The organism is Ruegeria sp. H8 (assembly GCF_056532905.1).
This window is the reverse complement of the sequence record NZ_JBQFNY010000001.1, coordinates 211,930-228,512: the sequence shown is the minus strand read 5'-3', so window position 1 is coordinate 228,512 and position 16,583 is coordinate 211,930. Positions and strand designations below refer to the sequence as shown.

General features: G+C 58.7%; 13 protein-coding genes and 1 pseudogene. 4 read left to right on the top strand and 10 right to left on the bottom strand.

Features of this window, described 5'->3' with window-relative positions; translation table 11 throughout:
- Nucleotides 1–7 precede the first annotated feature (7 nt).
- From ACR0A2_RS01005 to ACR0A2_RS00995, 3 genes and pseudogenes are all read right to left on the bottom strand, one after another.
- Nucleotides 8–340, bottom strand: a complete 333-nt coding sequence (locus ACR0A2_RS01005) for a hypothetical protein (protein ID WP_480834482.1) — start codon at nt 338–340, stop codon at nt 8–10.
- A 153-nt stretch (nt 341–493) separates the two neighbouring features.
- Nucleotides 494–649 (bottom strand): annotated as a pseudogene (locus ACR0A2_RS01000) (helix-hairpin-helix domain-containing protein); the annotation flags it as partial.
- Nucleotides 650–742: 93 nt separating this feature from the next.
- Entirely contained in the window at nt 743–1,726 is a 984-nt protein-coding gene (locus ACR0A2_RS00995) for a fatty acid desaturase (RefSeq protein WP_171665360.1), read from the bottom strand.
- A gap of 456 nt (nt 1,727–2,182) precedes the next feature.
- Between ACR0A2_RS00995 and ACR0A2_RS00990 the strand changes: the two genes are divergently transcribed.
- Nucleotides 2,183–2,605 carry a hypothetical protein gene (locus ACR0A2_RS00990; RefSeq protein ID WP_480833795.1) on the top strand — a complete coding sequence of 141 codons (423 nt, stop codon included), beginning with the start codon at nt 2,183–2,185 and terminating at the stop codon, nt 2,603–2,605.
- Nucleotides 2,606–2,649: 44 nt separating this feature from the next.
- On the opposite strand, the gene der is transcribed toward ACR0A2_RS00990, so the two are convergent.
- From der to ACR0A2_RS00975, 3 genes are read right to left on the bottom strand one after another with little or no spacing between them, the layout of a single operon-like run.
- On the bottom strand, nt 2,650–4,113 hold the full coding sequence (gene der / locus ACR0A2_RS00985; protein ID WP_152458374.1) for a ribosome biogenesis GTPase Der: 1,464 nt from the start codon (nt 4,111–4,113) through the stop codon (nt 2,650–2,652).
- A gap of 49 nt (nt 4,114–4,162) precedes the next feature.
- The gene (locus ACR0A2_RS00980; protein ID WP_480445503.1) at nt 4,163–5,485 is read right to left on the bottom strand and encodes a PQQ-like beta-propeller repeat protein; all 1,323 of its coding nucleotides are present in this window, start codon (nt 5,483–5,485) and stop codon (nt 4,163–4,165) included.
- A gap of 44 nt (nt 5,486–5,529) precedes the next feature.
- Nucleotides 5,530–6,201 carry a hypothetical protein gene (locus tag ACR0A2_RS00975; protein ID WP_480833793.1) on the bottom strand — a complete coding sequence of 224 codons (672 nt, stop codon included), beginning with the start codon at nt 6,199–6,201 and terminating at the stop codon, nt 5,530–5,532.
- A gap of 225 nt (nt 6,202–6,426) precedes the next feature.
- On the opposite strand from ACR0A2_RS00975, the gene ACR0A2_RS00970 reads away from it, so the two are divergent.
- Nucleotides 6,427–7,653 (top strand): efflux RND transporter periplasmic adaptor subunit, encoded by a 1,227-nt coding sequence (locus ACR0A2_RS00970; RefSeq protein ID WP_480833792.1) that lies wholly within the window; start codon nt 6,427–6,429, stop codon nt 7,651–7,653.
- Nucleotides 7,650–11,438 (top strand): efflux RND transporter permease subunit, encoded by a 3,789-nt coding sequence (locus ACR0A2_RS00965; protein ID WP_480833791.1) that lies wholly within the window; start codon nt 7,650–7,652, stop codon nt 11,436–11,438. The genes ACR0A2_RS00970 and ACR0A2_RS00965 overlap by 4 nt, the downstream gene beginning before the upstream one ends.
- A 45-nt stretch (nt 11,439–11,483) precedes the next feature.
- On the opposite strand, the gene ACR0A2_RS00960 is transcribed toward ACR0A2_RS00965, so the two are convergent.
- The 3 genes from ACR0A2_RS00960 to ACR0A2_RS00950 all read right to left on the bottom strand — a co-directional run bounded on the left by ACR0A2_RS00960 (nt 11,484) and on the right by ACR0A2_RS00950 (nt 15,195).
- Nucleotides 11,484–11,882 (bottom strand): DUF2147 domain-containing protein, encoded by a 399-nt coding sequence (locus ACR0A2_RS00960; RefSeq protein WP_480833790.1) that lies wholly within the window; start codon nt 11,880–11,882, stop codon nt 11,484–11,486.
- A 57-nt stretch (nt 11,883–11,939) separates the two neighbouring features.
- The gene (locus ACR0A2_RS00955; protein WP_480833789.1) at nt 11,940–13,745 is read right to left on the bottom strand and encodes an ABCB family ABC transporter ATP-binding protein/permease; all 1,806 of its coding nucleotides are present in this window, start codon (nt 13,743–13,745) and stop codon (nt 11,940–11,942) included.
- 76 nt (nt 13,746–13,821) lie between these two features.
- The gene (locus tag ACR0A2_RS00950; protein WP_480833788.1) at nt 13,822–15,195 is read right to left on the bottom strand and encodes a LysM peptidoglycan-binding domain-containing protein; all 1,374 of its coding nucleotides are present in this window, start codon (nt 15,193–15,195) and stop codon (nt 13,822–13,824) included.
- 127 nt (nt 15,196–15,322) lie between these two features.
- Between ACR0A2_RS00950 and ACR0A2_RS00945 the strand changes: the two genes are divergently transcribed.
- On the top strand, nt 15,323–15,874 hold the full coding sequence (locus tag ACR0A2_RS00945) for an LOG family protein (protein WP_171167536.1): 552 nt from the start codon (nt 15,323–15,325) through the stop codon (nt 15,872–15,874).
- A 43-nt stretch (nt 15,875–15,917) separates the two neighbouring features.
- Here the strand turns inward: ACR0A2_RS00945 and ACR0A2_RS00940 are convergent, their stop codons facing one another.
- Entirely contained in the window at nt 15,918–16,379 is a 462-nt protein-coding gene (locus ACR0A2_RS00940) for a baeRF12 domain-containing protein (protein WP_480833787.1), read from the bottom strand.
- Nucleotides 16,380–16,583 lie beyond the last annotated feature (204 nt).

The following is a 16,583-nucleotide window of genomic DNA, read 5'->3' as shown; positions in this document are numbered from 1 at the left end:
AAGGAATTTATTTCTTCGCCTTTTTCTTGTCCTTCTTGCTATCTTTCTTCTTGTCACTTTTTTTCTTGCACTTCTCGGCGTCCTTTTTGCCCTTCTTGGCGTCTTTTTTCTTTTCGTCCTTTTTCGATTTTTTGTCCTTCTTGGACTTTGCTTTGACCTTATCCTTGGCCTTGGAAAACGCTGCTTCCATTTCTTTGCGTTTCTTGGCGGCTTTTTCAGCTTTCGCCTTGGCCTTGGCCTTTTTCTTGGCGGCGGCTTCGGCTTTTTCGGCCGCCGCTTGTTCCTCTGCCGCTTTGCGTGCAGCTTCTTCCGCCCGTTTTTCTGCCGCTACAGCGGCCACGGTCTTGCGCGGGGCGGCTTTTCGTGTCGCCGCCTTTCGGGCGGCTGGTTTTGCGGCTGCTGGCTTCCGTGCCGCTGGCTTTCGTGCCGGCGCCTTGCGCGCGCCAAGTTTACCGGCAGTGGGTGTTGCGGCTATTGCGGCTTTTGCGGCTTCGATCAATACGGCGGCTCGGCTCTCACCAACCCGAGGAACCTTGACCAGATCTGCCGGTGACGCCTTCGCTATCGCTTCTGCGGTCTTAAAGCCATTGGCTGCAAGGGCTTTTTCCAGCGCCTCTCCCACACCTTTTACGTCGGTCACTGCAGTCATCTAAGGGTCCTTTCTCTATCGCCCTGCCTCATCGCGTATACATTGGAAATGCATGTCCGCCAGTTCAGCGCTTGCCTTCTCAGAGCCAATGGATCAGCTATGCGCCAACCCAGCGGTTCGGTCATTTTTCGGGAATGGCACGAGGCGTTTCGCATCCTCATCCCAAAGCTTGAGGTTCAAAGCCGCTACTGCCTCAGGGAACTTGATCCGACGAGGCGTGAATTCAGGCGGCAGGTTATAGTGGCAGGCCCGCAACCGGTACGACGGGATACGTGCGTTGTAATGATGGATGTCATGTAGCGTGATGCAGGCGACGGCAGTATCGAACCACCATCCGAAATCCAGTGCAGAAGATCCATGCAACGCTGCAGTCTGCGGGTTCAGATCAGGACGGCGATCCCAATAGGTATCTTCAAAATTGTGTTGCAGATACACGAGAAACACACCCAGCATTCCGCCCAGAAAAGAAAACACCAGCCAGACCAGAATTCCGGTCATGCCCGCCACCAGGTACAACAGGCCCAAAAATACGATGATCGAGGCATTGTGCAGCAAGACGCCTTTGACACCGAAACGAACAGTGTTCTTGGGCCAGCGATAGCGAATGAAATATGTGAACAGCGCACCGACCGGCACCAGGATGAAAGGGTTTCGATACAGCCTGTAAAACAAACGAGTTTTCCAGTCCGCGTCCTGCCATTCCCGCAATGTCATGGTGTGAATTTCGCCGGTCTCACGATGCTCAAGGTTTCCGATCCCCGCGTGGTGCAGATTGTGGTTCTGTTTCATCACCTCGAACGGTGCAAAGGTGAATGGCGAAAGACCATGCCCTGCCCATTCGTTCTGCATTCGCGTTTCAAACAGCGAATGGTGCCCGCAATCATGTTGCAGCACATAAAGGCGTACCGCCGAAAAGGCGAAGACGATCCCGGCCGGGATCATGATGTACCAGCGATCCACGAATACGATCGCCAGAGACAGCGATGCGAAATACACCGCAAACGTGCCAAAATAGCTCAGTCCAGCCAATCTGTTGTCCTGAACTGCGTAGTGTCTTGTGTATTCCCTCAGATCCATCCAGTCCGCTCCCCACGATGGCCCTGTTTTAATCTGTTAAAATCCAGGCGCGGCTTAACCGCGTGCAGGCAATGCATGTGCTGACAGATGCACACACGTGAATGCTAGCGCGGAGAACAGGGACTGTCACGCCCCCAGAGCGAAAACGCTGAAAATTGGCGCAGTTACGCGCTGGCGTCAGGATCACCGGCACTGAAAAACGCGAGCCTCTCATAAGAAGGAAGCGCCCGAGAAATACTGCCCTGAAGTGTCTCGGAACGCTTCAACCGTATTCGCATGCCCCTCTGAGTTGACGCGTGGAGGCTTCCGATCAGAAAAACAAACAGTATTTTCAGGCCTGTTGATTGACTTTATCGAGAAATATTTTGCCATTTGCGCCATTCATCTGCGTCTCGCTTGCGGGGTACTCTTTTAACGGCTTCGGCACCTCATCCTCTGCCGCCATCTTGACTGGCAATGCAGTCCTGCACGAGTTGCGCGGTCGCGGGCTGCACCTCAATTCAGGATCGCAGTTTGGTCTATGGGGAACGCAGCGGCGTGAACATCGCCTTGCGCTCTGATCCTGCTAAGGCACTGCCTGTCGAGGTCAACTCAGGTGTACAGCGCCGCGTGACAACGCTGGTTCCGCCCATATCGCGCAACCAAAACAAACGACCCGATGATGAGGCGGTCAGTTTGGTTTCGACATTTGACCTGACCTATGACTATGCCGACGCTTCCAAAGGTCTTTTCGGAGGTCGAACGCGAATTGCAACGATCTTCGCGCCAGGTTCAGCCGCGACCGAACTGGCGACGGCCATTGAACAGGGCAATGGGACGTCGGAGGGTATCGCCAATGGCGCAGAAGCGAACCGCGCATTCGTCCTTGGGAACGATTGAGTCAGTCTGCCTGTGTCACCTAAGCCCTGATTCTGGTGCTCAGCTTACCCGCGTCCCTTCAGATGCTTGGCCAATGCGCCCGCGTTTTTCTTGCGCCGACCCTTGTAGGGGTTCTTGTCCCCCTGCCCGCGCAGCGTCAGGCGGATCGGTGTTCCGGGCATGTCGAAATCCTGCCGTAAACCGTTCACCAAATAACGGGTATAGCTTTCAGGCATTTTGTCGGGATGCGAACACATCACCACAAACCCCGGGGGTCGGGTCTTGGCCTGCGTCATGTAGCGCAGTTTGATCCGGCGTCCCTGTGGGGCTGGCGGCGGGTGTTGTTCCAGCATCGCGGTCAGCCAGCGATTCAAGGCGGCAGTCGGTACCCGGCGGTTCCAGACGTCATGGGCGCGCAGGATCGCGGCGCGCAAACGCTCCAATCCCCGGCCCGTCTTGGCGGAAACCGTGATCAGCGGCGCGCCGCGCAGTTGCGGCAGCAGACGGTCAAACGACTCTTTCAACTCGCGCAGCTTTTCCTGTTTGTTGTCTTCGATGTCCCACTTGTTGACGGCGACGACAACAGCCCGGCCTTCGCGCTCGGCCAAATCGGCAATCCGCAGATCCTGCTGTTCAAACGGGATCGCGGCGTCCAGCAACACAACGACGACTTCGGCAAATTTTACCGCGCGCAGACCATCCGACACGGAAAGCTTTTCCAGCTTTTCCTGTACTTTTGCTTTCTTGCGCATCCCTGCGGTGTCAAAGATCCGCATCGGCGTACTTTGGCCGTCCGGGTCAGCCCAGTCGATTCGCAAACTGATTGCGTCGCGCGTGATCCCGGCTTCTGGCCCGGTCAACAGACGGTCTTCGCCGATGATCTTGTTGATCAAGGTGGATTTGCCCGCATTCGGACGCCCCACCACCGCTACCTGCAAGGGCTTGGCCGCGGTGATCAGCGGCGTCTCGCCCTCGCCGTCTTCGTCCAGTTCAATGTCGGTTTGCGGGGCGTCCTCGACCTGTTTTTCCTCTGCCGCGTCTGCCAGAGGCATCAGCTGCGCATAAAGGTCCGTCATCCCTTCACCGTGTTCGCCCGACAAGCGGACCGGTTCACCCAGACCAAGATTGTAAGCTTCCAGAACACCCGCATCCGCAGCATTGCCTTCGGCCTTGTTGGCCGCAAGGATCACGTGCTTGGACCGTTTGCGCAGGATCTCTGCGAACATTTCATCCGTTGGTGTCACACCCACGCGCGCGTCGATCATGAACAGGCAGACATCAGCCATGTCCACGGCACGTTCCGTCAGACGGCGCATCCGCCCCTGAAGGCTGTCATCCGTCGCGTCCTCAAGACCCGCCGTATCAATCACTGTAAAGCGTAGATCGCCCAGACGCCCTTCGCCTTCGCGCAGGTCACGCGTCACGCCGGGCTGGTCGTCGACCAGGGCCAGACGTTTGCCCACAAGGCGGTTGAACAGGGTGGATTTGCCCACATTCGGGCGCCCCACGATGGCGAGGGTCAGCGACATGATACTCAACTTTCAAGACTCAAGAAGCGCCCTTTAGCGCATCTTGCCGTCAACGGAAAGCGTGTAGATCCCCCTTAGAGGAAACGACATACAGCGTTTGCCCGGCGACAACCGGAGCCGTAGTTGCACCTCCGGGAACTTCGACCTGGTGAACCAGTGCCCCGTTAACCGGATTGAAGAAGCGCAGATAACCATCATTGGATGCAATCACAATACGGCCTCCGGCCAGGATCGGACCGTAATGTGCAAAGATCGGACCGCGGCGGCCTCGCTTGTCCTTGACAAAGCTTGGCAGATCCTGCGCCCAGATGACCGAGCCATCGGCCGCATTCAAGCGCGCCAGCTGACTGCGGTCACTGATCAGGAAGATGCTGTTGCCTGCGGGCCAGACAGTGTCGACCGCGCCTTCATCGGCGGTCCAGCGGCGTTCACCGGTGGCAGCGTCAAAGGCAACGGTCCGGCCAGAATGGTTGCCGATATAGATTGTGTTTCCGACAACCATCGGACTGCCGGTCACGTCAACGATCTGCGCGGCGGCCCGTCCCCGCCGCCCGCCTGCGACCGACGCATTCCAGCGACGGATGCCCCCACGGCGGAAGGTGGCCGCAACATCGCCGGACCCGAATGCAAACACAGCCAGGTCCGAGGCAATCACCGGTGCCGGTGCGCCCAGAACGTTACCGACGCTGGGCGTGCCTTCGATTTGCCAGGCGATACGCCCATCCTTGGTGTTGATGGTCCACCCGGTTTCGTCCCCCGCAACCAGGTACAACAACCCGTCATTGACCATCGGAGAGCCGCTTCCGGTTGCATCCAATCGCTTCTGCCAACGCACGGCGCCCGTTTTTGCATCCAATGCGGTCAGTCGTCCGAACCCGGACGACACATAGAGAACGCCGTTCGAATACGCCATGCCGCCACCGGTGGCGTCTGCATCACCGTCGCTTGGCGGAACCAGATCGGTATCCCAGGCCAACTGGCCCTGCGGCGTGACCGCTGACACCGTCGCCCCCGCATCCAGTGTATAGATCAACCCGCCTGCAACCACCGGTTCGGCGGTGATACGTTGCTTGCGCGAGTCACCCTGCCCGATCGACACGGACCAGACCCGCTGTGGCGTGGCACGCAGTGCCGCGTTCGTGGTTCGGTAAGCAGCCGTACCAGGGCTTTGCGGCCAGCTGGCATTTGCTTTCTGAGCTGGCAAGCTGATGGGCTGAGAGCCGCTTTTTTCCACTGTTTCCAGATCAGACGCCGGACGGATGTCTTCACGTTCTCCGGGCAAAATCGCTTCGGGAGGTTCACAGGCGGTCAATGCGGTCAAAGCCAGTGCCGCAACCGGCAATCCCGCGCGGGAAATTAGTCTTGTTACCATGGTGTTCCGAACTCGCCTGTCATTAAGTCTTTTGTCCCGCCTGGTCAGCCCTGTTGTGCCACCAATGGCTCGGGTTCGCCGCCCAACGCGATAATCAGCTGGGCCGCACGCTGTTGCAGATCAATACCGACCTCGGCGTCCTGACGCAGCGCCTGCAAGCGGTCCAGTGCCGCATCGACATTGCCCTCGGACACGTCGATCAGGGCCAGTTGTTCTTCGGCCAGCAGTCGAAGGGGCGCACCCGGCGCTGCCAGCGCTTCGAACTGCTGTCGACGGTCGGCGGCGGGCAAGGTGTCGCTTTGCAACAAAAGCGCCTTGAAGCTTGCGATCGCACGATAGATCTCGGGCAAATCCCCCTGCACGGCAACCGCGTTCAGACTGTTGACCGCCTCTTCGCGCGATCCCGCTTCAAGCTGGGACGCAGACAGCAGCATGTTCAGAACAGCATTCCCGCCCGGCGACTGCGCCTCGATTTCCCGCAAACCGGCTGCCCGTGCATCAGAATCGTTTTCCGACAGGGCCGCAAGAATCGAGTCACCCAGATCCTGCGCCTGCGCCGTATCGCGGGATTTGCGGTATTCATTGAATGCCGCCCCGCCGACAATCAGCGCGACCGCCGCCACACCAACCCAGCCCCAGCGGCGCAGCAGCAGATACATCCGGTCACGGCGTACCTCTTCCGTGACTTCATCAATGAAACTGTCGGTGTCGCTCATTCCTGCCCCCTGGGCTGTGTGTCTTGCATAAGTGCGCCATGTCATACCCCGGCACCAACGCCAAGCCAAGGGTCCGATTTTGCGCATTTTCACCGCTTGGCTTCTCTCTTGCGAAAAAAACTAAACCGAACTATTCAGTTTAGTGTAGAAATTACACAGCCGACGCCCCATTTCATACCAAGACGGCCCGCTTTCGTTGGCACCGAATTCTAGGAGAAACACTGAATGCGTTTGATTTCTTTCATCAACGCCCTTCTGGTTATTATTGCGTTGTATTTTCTTGTTTTTGAGCGCGACTCTTTGTTGGCATTCGCCGGGCGTGGCGAAGCGGAAGAAGCGGCGCAGACCGAAGCCACCGAATCCGACGAGACCGATATTGATGCCGTTGGCGTGGTCGCCCTGCGTTCGCAGGCGCGCGAAATTGACAGTGCGGTTCTGCTGCGTGGACAAACCACGGCGAACCGGCAAGTCGAGGTTCTGTCTGAAACCACATCCACGGTGATCTCGGAACCCAAGCGCAAAGGTGCCTTTGTCGAGGCCGGGGATGTTCTGTGTGAACTCGACCCCGGCACGCGTCCGGCGCAACTGGCCGAGGCGCTGGCCGGAAAACTCGAAGCCGAAAGCCGCATTCCCGAGGCTGAAGCCCGCTTGCAGGAGGCGCATGCCCGTGTGGCCGAGGCCGAAATCAATCTGACGGCTTCGCGCAAACTGGCGGAAACCGGGTTTGCTTCGGAAACCCGCCGGATTTCCAGCGAGGCTGCGATGAGCGCCGCCAAAGCAGGGGTAAAATCCGCCGAAGCCGAGTTGGAGGCGACCCGGGCCGGAATCGAAGCAGCCACAGCCGCAGTTGAAGCCGCGCAGCGAGAGGTTGGACGCCTGACCATCAAAGCCCCGTTCAAGGGCCTGTTGGAAAGCGACACAGCAGAATTGGGCAGCCTGATGCAGCCCGGATCGCTGTGCGCAACCGTGATTCAGCTTGATCCGATCAAACTGGTCGGGTTCGTGCCGGAAACCGAAGTCAACCGTGTTCAGGTGGGGTCCGAGGCATCGGCAACGCTGGTCACCGGTCGGCAGCTTGGAGGTCGCGTCACGTTCCTCAGCCGGTCGGCTGATGAAACAACGCGTACGTTCGAAGTCGAAATCACGGTTCCGAACCCGGATCTGACCATTCGCGACGGTCAGACCGCGACCATCCGCATCGCAGCCGAAGGCACAAAGGCGCATCTGCTGCCGCAATCCGCTCTGACCCTAAGCAACGAGGGTCAATTGGGTGTGCGTACGGTCGGCACCGGCAATGTGGTGGATTTCCTGCCTGTCCGCATTCTGCGTGACACGGCAGAGGGTGTCTGGGTCGACGGTCTCCCCGAAACAGCCGACATCATCATTGTCGGACAAGAGTTCGTGACACGCGGTGTGACCGTTGCGCCGACCTATCGGGAAGCGTCACAATGACCGGTGTTGTCGCATGGGCCGCTGATCGGGCCCGCATGGTGTTGGCATTTATCGCGATTTCGCTGGTTATCGGCGGATTTGCCTATGTCTCGCTTCCGAAAGAAGGCGAGCCGGATATCGAAATCCCTGCCCTGTTTGTATCCGTGCAGTTTCCCGGGATTTCCGCAGAGGATTCCGAAAACCTGCTGATCAAGCCGATGGAGACCGAACTGGCGGATCTCGACGGGCTCAAGGAAATGACATCGACCGCTGCCGAAAATTATGCAGGGGTCGCGCTGGAATTTGACTTCGGTTGGGACAAGACCGCGATCATGGCCGATGTGCGTGACGCGATGAACACAGCTCAGGCGGACTTTCCCGAAGGCGCCGAGCAATATTCTCTGACCGAGATCAACTTTTCCGAATTCCCGATCGTCATCGTGAACCTGACCGGTCCCGTTCCCGAACGCACGATGGCTCGTGTCGCCAAGGATCTGCAGGACGATCTTGAGGCTCTGGATTCCGTTCTCGAAGCCGGTATCGCTGGCAATCGCGACGAGATGCTCGAGGTTGTGATCGACCCGCTGCGGCTTGAAGCCTACAACGTGACGGCGGACGAGCTGATCAACGTAGTTCGAAACAACAACCAGTTGATCGCGGCCGGTGAAGTTGAAACCGCGCAGGGCACCTTCTCGGTCAAGATACCGTCGTCGTTTAAAACCGCACAGGATGTTTACGGCCTGCCCATCAAGGTCAATGGGGATCGGGTCGTCACCTTGGGGGAGCTGGCACAGATCAACTACACTTTCGAAGACCGCGAAGGGACGGCCCGTTTCAACGGTGAACCGACCGTCGCGTTGCAGGTGGTCAAGCGCAAGGGCTATAACCTGATCGACACCGTCGCGCAGGTGAAGGAAACCATTGCGCATGCAAAGACCAAGTGGCCGCCCGAGCTTCAGGCGGCGGTTGACCTGGGCACATCGAACGACCAGAGCCGCATCGTCGGCTCGATGGTCAGCCAGCTTGAAGGCTCGGTTCTGACCGCGATTGCGCTGGTGATGATCGTGGTTCTTGCCTCGCTGGGTACGCGGGCCGCCCTGCTGGTCGGTTTTGCGATCCCGACCTCGTTCCTGCTGTGTTTTGCGTTTCTGGCGGTCATGGGTGTAAGCATCTCGAACATTGTGATGTTCGGCCTCATCCTAGCGGTGGGGATGCTGGTGGATGGCGCCATCGTCGTGGTGGAATACGCCGACAAACGTATCAAGGAAGGCGTGGGCCCGATGCACGCCTATGTCGAGGCCGCCCAACGCATGTTCTGGCCCATCGTGTCCTCGACCGCAACAACGCTCTGTGCGTTCCTGCCCATGTTGTTCTGGCCCGGTATTCCCGGTGAGTTCATGGGAATGCTGCCGGTCACGCTGATCTTCGTTCTGTCGGCGTCGCTGATCGTGGCGCTGATCTATCTGCCGGTCATGGGCGGTGTATCCGGCCGCCTGAGCCGCCTCTTCGATCGGTCTTCGACCTGGTTGCGGGCCCGCACGCCATGGTGGGTCCGGGTGCTTATGGTGCCGCCGTCGCTGTACATGATCTTTCTGGGTGCGATGCAGGTTCTGAACCCCAACTACCTGCTGCCCGGTGGCTCGATCGCCGGGGCGCTGCTGTTCCTGTTCGGGGCGTTTGCCGGGTCCGTAACCCTAAGCGCGGCCAAAATTGAACGCGCCGAAGAGGACCACGTTCATACAGCGGACGAACACACGTTTTTTGGCCACGTCGTTCGGTTCCTTGTCGGCAATCCAATCATGCCGATCGTTTCCCTGCTGACGGTTTTCACGGCGGTGTATTTCGTGGCCTTCGTCTGGTTTCCTCAGGAATCCCGCGGGGTTGAATTCTTCGTGGAAAGCGAACCTGAACAGGCCACCGCATATGTGCGTGCTCGCGGAAACCTTTCCCTGGCTGAAAAAGACGCGATGGTTCTTGCCGCCGAAGAGATCATCGGATCTCATCCCGCGGTCATCAATGTCTTTGCCTTTGCCGGCGAAGGTGGCCTGAACCAGAATAACGGTGGCGCTCAGGCGCCCGCCGATACAGTGGGCCGAGTTCAGTTCGAAATCATCCCGTGGGAAGATCGTCCCAACATCTCGGAATCCGCTCTGTGGGGCCTGTTCGAGCGGCACTTCGTGGCGCCCGAATATGACGGCGACTTCGTGATTGATGAACTGAATGCCCAACTTGCAACGATCCCCGGTATCATCGTCGAGATTCTGCCCTTGGAGCAAGGCCCTGCTTCAGCCAAGCCTGTGCATCTGCGCATCAAGGGTGACGGGTGGGAAGACCTGACCTCGGCAGCGATCACCGCCCGCGAGGTTTTCGACACCACGCCGGGCCTGATCAAGACCGAAGACACCCTGCCCCTGCCCGGCATCGACTGGCAGATTGACGTGGATGTCGCCAAGGCCGGTCGGTTCGGAGCCGACGTGGCAACCGTCGGCGCCATGGTCCAGTTGGTCACGCGCGGCATATTGCTGGGCGAGATGCGCCCGGACAGCAATGACGAAGAGATCGAAATTCGCGTTCGTCTGCCCGAAGAAGACCGCGTTTTGTCGACACTGGATACACTCAAGGTTCGTACCCCGGACGGTTTGGTGCCGTTGTCGAACTTCGTAACGCGCAAACCCGTGGCCAAGCTGGCCGAAATCAACCGCGTCGACCAGCAGCGATACTACGACGTCAAAGCGGATGTCGAACCGGGGCTGAGCAAGGTCGTGACCGAAGGCCCCGATGGAAATCAGGTGCGGATGGCCGTCATGCGTGAAGTGACGGAAGGCTACACACCGACCGGCACCGTTCTGAATGGTACGGGTGGAAATTCATATGAACTGGTTCAACTGACCGGCGCAGAAAGTGTCGACCAGCTGCGCAGCGCAATCGACGACGGGGACGCGCAGTTTGCGCTGATCAACCCGAACGAGCGAATTGCGGTGCTGACGGAATGGCTGGAAACCGGCCCGTTCGCCAACGCGATCAGCTGGGAATGGACCGGTGATCAGGAAGAGCAGGAAGAATCCGGCGCCTTCCTGGTGAACGCGTTCATGGGCGCCCTGGGGCTGATGTTCGTGATCCTGCTGGCGCAGTTCAACTCGTTCTACAATTCAGTTCTCGTGCTGCTGGCGGTGGTTCTGTCCACTACCGGGGTTCTGATCGGCATGATCGTGATGGAACAGCCCTTCTCGATCATCATGACCGGGACCGGCATCGTGGCCCTGGCCGGTATCGTGGTGAACAACAATATCGTTCTGATCGACACCTATCAGGAATACAGCAGCTATATGCCAAGGATCGAGGCGATCATCCGCACCGCGGAGTCCCGTATCCGCCCTGTGCTGCTGACCACGCTGACAACGATGGCCGGTCTGACGCCAATGATGTTCGGCCTGTCGCTGGACTTCATCAATGGCGGCTATTCCATCGACAGCCCCACTGCACTGTGGTGGAAACAGCTGGCCACGGCGGTGGTCTTTGGCTTGGGCATTGCAACTGTCCTGACGCTGATCGTGACGCCATCGCTTCTGGCCTTGCGGGTCTGGGTGACAACCTATGCGATTTGGCTCAGCCGAGTTCTGGCCCGTGTAACGGCAGGCCGGTCCAGTCAGATCGCACAGGACATGGCGATAGGGCGCTCTGCCCGGCAGATGCAGGCCACTGAAATTGTGTGGGAGGACGACTCGCGTTTTGAAGGATCAGAACAGGACAGTCGATCAGATCAGTCTGGTCGCCCCTCTGGCCCGCCGCTGAAAGCTGCTGAATAAAGGAAGAGGACCGGTATTCCCGGTCCTTTTTTAATTTGGCCATCATCACAACCGGGACCACGTTTGATGCGCGCAAATCGCATGTTCGCATCCTTTGACCAGCAGCTTGTCCCCCTGCAACGTCATCTGTGGCACCGCATCCACGTTGATCAGCGGGACCCAGAATTCGCCGCCGCCGTATTTTCCACCGCCTTCACCGACCACGTCCCAGAACAGTTTTTTACCGATATTCGGTGTTTGGACTTCCTTGCCTGAAGCGTCATAGGCCGAAAGGATCCGACCGCAGAACTTGCCCCCACACGCCGTGATTTTGATATGCGAAATCAGGTTCTTGCGGTCAGGTTCAGTCTTCCAGACACCCACGATGGGATCGGCCGCCACAATGACGGGCAGACAAATCGCTATCACAACAGATGATAGTCGTGATTTCAGTCGCTTCATCATGACAGGCACCCTCCTGGTTTGGTGTATCCTACCCTGTTTCGTCCCATGTTTGGATCTTCAGGCCGCTTCCCCGTCCGATTGCTGCCGGTTCCACAATTGGGCATACCGCCCCGACCGCGCCAGCAACTCATCATGCGTGCCCTGTTCGATGACCTCGCCCGCTTCCAGAACCACGATCCGGTCCGCTTCGGCAATGGTGCTGAGGCGATGGGCAATGGTGATAACCGTACGACCCTCTCCTGCGCGCGCCAGCGCATCCTTGATGTCCTGCTCGGTATCCGTGTCCAGGGCCGAGGTCGCCTCGTCCAGCAACAGGATCGGCGGGTTCTTGAGCAAAGTCCGCGCGATGCCGACTCTTTGTTTTTCCCCACCTGACAGTTTGAGCCCCCGTTCACCGACCATAGTGTCATAGCCTTCGGGCAGCGAGGTGATGAAATCGTGAATTTGCGCAGCTCGGGCCGCGGCCTCGACCTCCTCCGGGGTGGCGTCGTCACGGCCATAGGCAATGTTGTACCGGATGCTGTCGTTGAACAATACCGTGTCCTGCGGCACAACGCCGATGGCCGCGTGCAGGCTGGACTGCGTCACATCCCGCACATCCTGCCCGTCGATCTTCAAGGATCCTTTGGTCACATCGTAGAACCGGAACAGCAGCCGCCCGATGGTTGATTTGCCAGACCCGGTTGCCCCGACGATGGCCACGGTCTGCCCGGCAGGAACGGTCAACGAAACACCTTTGAGGATCTCCCTCTCAGGGTCATAGCCGAAATGCACGTCGTCCAGCGTAACTTCGCCGCCATTCACCTTGAGGTTGGGCGCACAGGGTTTGTCGGTGACTTCGGCGGGCTGTTCAAGCAGATCGAACATCTGGCCCATATCGACCAACGACTGCCGGATTTCCCGATATACCGTCCCCAGAAAGTTCAGAGGTACGGTGATCTGGATCATGTAGGCATTGACCATGACGAAATCGCCCACTGTCAGGTTCCCGCTCTGAACCCCGATGGCAGCCAGAACCATCACACCGATCAAACCACAGGTGATCAGGAATGACTGGCCAAAGTTCAGAAATGCCAGCGAATAAGCCGTTTTCAACGCCGCCCCGGCATAGGCTTTCATCGACACATCATATCGTTCAGATTCGCGGGCTTCGGCATTGAAATACTTGACGGTTTCGAAATTCAGCAGGCTGTCGATGGCGCGCTGATTGGCTTCGGTGTCCTGATCGTTCATCTCGCGCCGAAGCTTCACCCGCCATTCGGTCACGGCAAAGGTAAACCAGATATACAGACCGATTGTGACGGCGACGACCACCAGATACCAGACATCGAACAACCACATCAGGATGATCGCCACCAGCAGCAGTTCCAGGATCAGCGGCCCGATCGAGAACAGCAGAAAGCGCAACAGGAACTCGACGCCCTTGACACCCCGCTCGATGATGCGGCTCAGCCCTCCGGTACGGCGGGACACGTGGTAACGCATCGAGAGGTTGTGAATATGCCGAAAGGTCTCGAGCGCCAACGCCCGCAGAGCCCTTTGCCCCACGGGCGCAAAGGCGGCGTCCCGCAGTTGTTGAAAACCCACGGTCAGCATCCGCGCCACGCCATAGGCGGCCGTCAGCCCGACCGCGCCCAGCGCCACCGGCGGTACGCCCTCACCTGCCAGGGCGTCAACAGCACCTTTGTAAAGAATCGGCGTATAGACCGCGATCAGCTTGGCCAGAACCAGCATGACCATGGCAATCACCACGCGGCGCTTTACCCATGGCTCATCCTGTGGCCAAAGATAGGGTGACACTTTGCGGATCGTGCGCCAGCCCGAACTTCGCTCGTCGCGCGGCACCGTATCGTCCGGGGTCATAGTAGGTGTTCGTCTCATCACGTACCTTAACTGCGGTCAGAGATTGACCCCGGCCCGATTGGGCCAAAGGCGATGGTTATTCAGGTATGGTGAAGACCTGCCCCGGATAGATCAAATCCGGATCGCGGATCAGGTCGCGATTGGCCTCGAACAGCCGTACATACAGGACCCCGTCGCCAAACCGGTCGCGCGAGATGGCCCACAGCGTGTCGCCCCGTTGAACAGTAACCGAACGGATGGCAGCTGCTTCGCCCTGCGCGTTGGCCTGGCTGGCCGCCACGGCGGCATCCAGCACTTCAACCGGCTCTCGCTTGAACGGCGTTTCGACCCGGCTCAGCACCGTCCCGTCCGTATTAACCGCGTCCACCCGCAGCGTGTAGACACCCGGATCAATCCCCTCTAGATCGCTGCGCCAGGATCCATCCTCTTTCGGGTCGAGATCGGCGATCAGACGATTGTTCAGGTACAGTCGAACGGCTGCACCCTCCTGCACACGTCCTGTCAACTGAACATTGCCGGTATCAGAATATCCGATGGTATCCAGTGCGATCTGATCGGGGGGCGTATCCCGCACCACAGGCGGCTGCACCAGTTCAACCCCTTCTTCGCCGGACCGCAGCACTGCAATCTGCTGATCCGGTTCGGGTGTCTGCGGCGGCAAGTCGGCGGTTTGCGTTTCCTCGGCCTCCGGCACGGTGGTTTCGGTTCCGGTCACGTCAGCTTCTGGCGCTGGAACTTCGGTCGTCGTTTCGGGCGCGACATCTGCATCGGCCGTCGCGATCGTGGTGTCTTCGGAATCGGCCGGCGTGTCCGGATCGGATGCCGGCGATTCTTCAGTTACAGGCGCTTCTTCGACCGGCTTTGGCAATGCCGCAATCAGATAGTCGTCGGACTGTGTGATCCGTTCGCCATCCTTGCTTTGCAGGACCAACCCCTGAGCCGCGTCGCTGAACGGGATCGAAACGAATTCGGCAAACTGGCCGCTGCCGTCCACGGTAAAGCTGTGCAGGGGTTCGCCGTTCAGCAGCACCTCGATCCGGCTGCCGGGCTCGGCATCGCCGGACAACAGCGCCGTGCCATCTGGCTCAACAAATATCTGATCCAGCGCCGGAGGGGCCGCTGGCTGGGGCGCGGTATCATCCGTCTTGGCAACGGCGGTATCCGCGTCAGAGGCGTCGGCCGTTTCACTGGTGTCCTCGGCAGGGGCGGTCGTGGGCCCTTCATCCGCAGGAGCTGCCTGTTCAGCCGCTTCCGGTTCCGAAACCTGCGCATCCTGCCCTACAGGTTCCGGGGCTACGGCAGAGGCGGTTTCCTGCGGGGTGCTCGGCTCGGGCGTTTGGGTGAAGACGCCGGACAGATACAATCCACCCGCGCCCAATATCGCAACAAGACCCGCAATCACCCCCCAGATGAAATTGCCCGAGCTTCCGTTTCCCGATTTGGCGTCCATTATTTTCCTTTCACTCCGCCGGGCAAAAGCTTTGCGTTGAAAAGCTTTCCGACGGACAGTTGAGCCAATCTATCAATCCCGCTATCACGGGTCAAAACCCCTGACACAACCCCGGAGCCCCCCTTTGATGTCTCAGAAATCAGTCTGTGTGTACTGCGGGTCACGCAATGGAGCCGAGAAGGCTTATTCTGAAACTGCACGGCAGTTTGGCAGCCTGCTGGCGCAGGAAGGCTGGCGGCTGGTCTACGGAGCCGGAGATGTCGGCTTGATGGGTGAAGTGGCCCGTGCCGCACAGAATGCCGGTGGTGAAACTTTCGGCGTCATTCCGGTGCATCTGGTCAAGCGTGAGGTCGGGAAGACGGATCTGACCCATTTCGTGATCACCGAGACGATGCACGAGCGCAAGAAGGTCATGATCATGAACGCCGACGCCGTCGTGGTTCTGCCGGGCGGTCCGGGGTCGCTGGACGAGCTTTTCGAAGCGCTGACATGGCGCCAACTTGGCCTGCATGACAAGCCAATCGTCGTGGTCAATGTGAATGGCTATTGGGACGCGTTGCACACATTGTTGGATCAGGTGATCGGGCAAGGCTTTGCAGACACGTCTTTGGCGGATTTCATCACCTGGGTCGAAGACGCCGATACAGCCATGATCGCCCTGCGGGACAAGCTGACCTGAGGATGGGAAACCGTGCGGGCGGTTGAACCGCCCGCCGTATTGATCAGGCCAGTCTGGCTTTGGGTTGCAGACTGTGGCGCACCACCTGTTCGACCTTGTGCAAAGGATGATTGGTCAGCGTCTTGTTGACCTCGGCCACGACCTTTCCCAGCACCTCGCTGTGCAAACGACGCCGCAACAGGCCCAGAACATGAGGGCTGGCCACCAGAACCAGCCTGTCATAGGCGCCTTTCAGCCCCTTGCGATTCAACAGGTTCGCCAGATCCTGCACGAACAGAGATTTTGCGTGCGCCTTCCACGTGGGTTCTTCAATTGCCGATTTCTGATTTGGTCCGCCGTCGTTGCGACGACCTGCGCGGTCCGTCGGTTTTCCGGTCGGGCCGTCTTGTTCTTCGACAGCGACGACGACAAGGTTGGGATCGTCGGCATCGGTGATATTCTCCATCACCAGCGCTTTCTCTCCATCTGCAACAATAACCCAAGTTCCCTGTGTAAGTGCGACCATTGCGATCTCCTGATTAGGTTGTGTTCTGGGTATCCCTCGACCTGCCGGACATGCGGGTTCGTTGACGCATGAACAGTGCGCAGCCCGATCATTGTTTGAATTGATATGCAGTTCTCTCCCTCTGCCCTACAGAGATGTGCACTGGAAAACAGCAAACAAGATACCGTCATGCAGAAAGGGCACGTATCGGCGGGTTTTCACCGG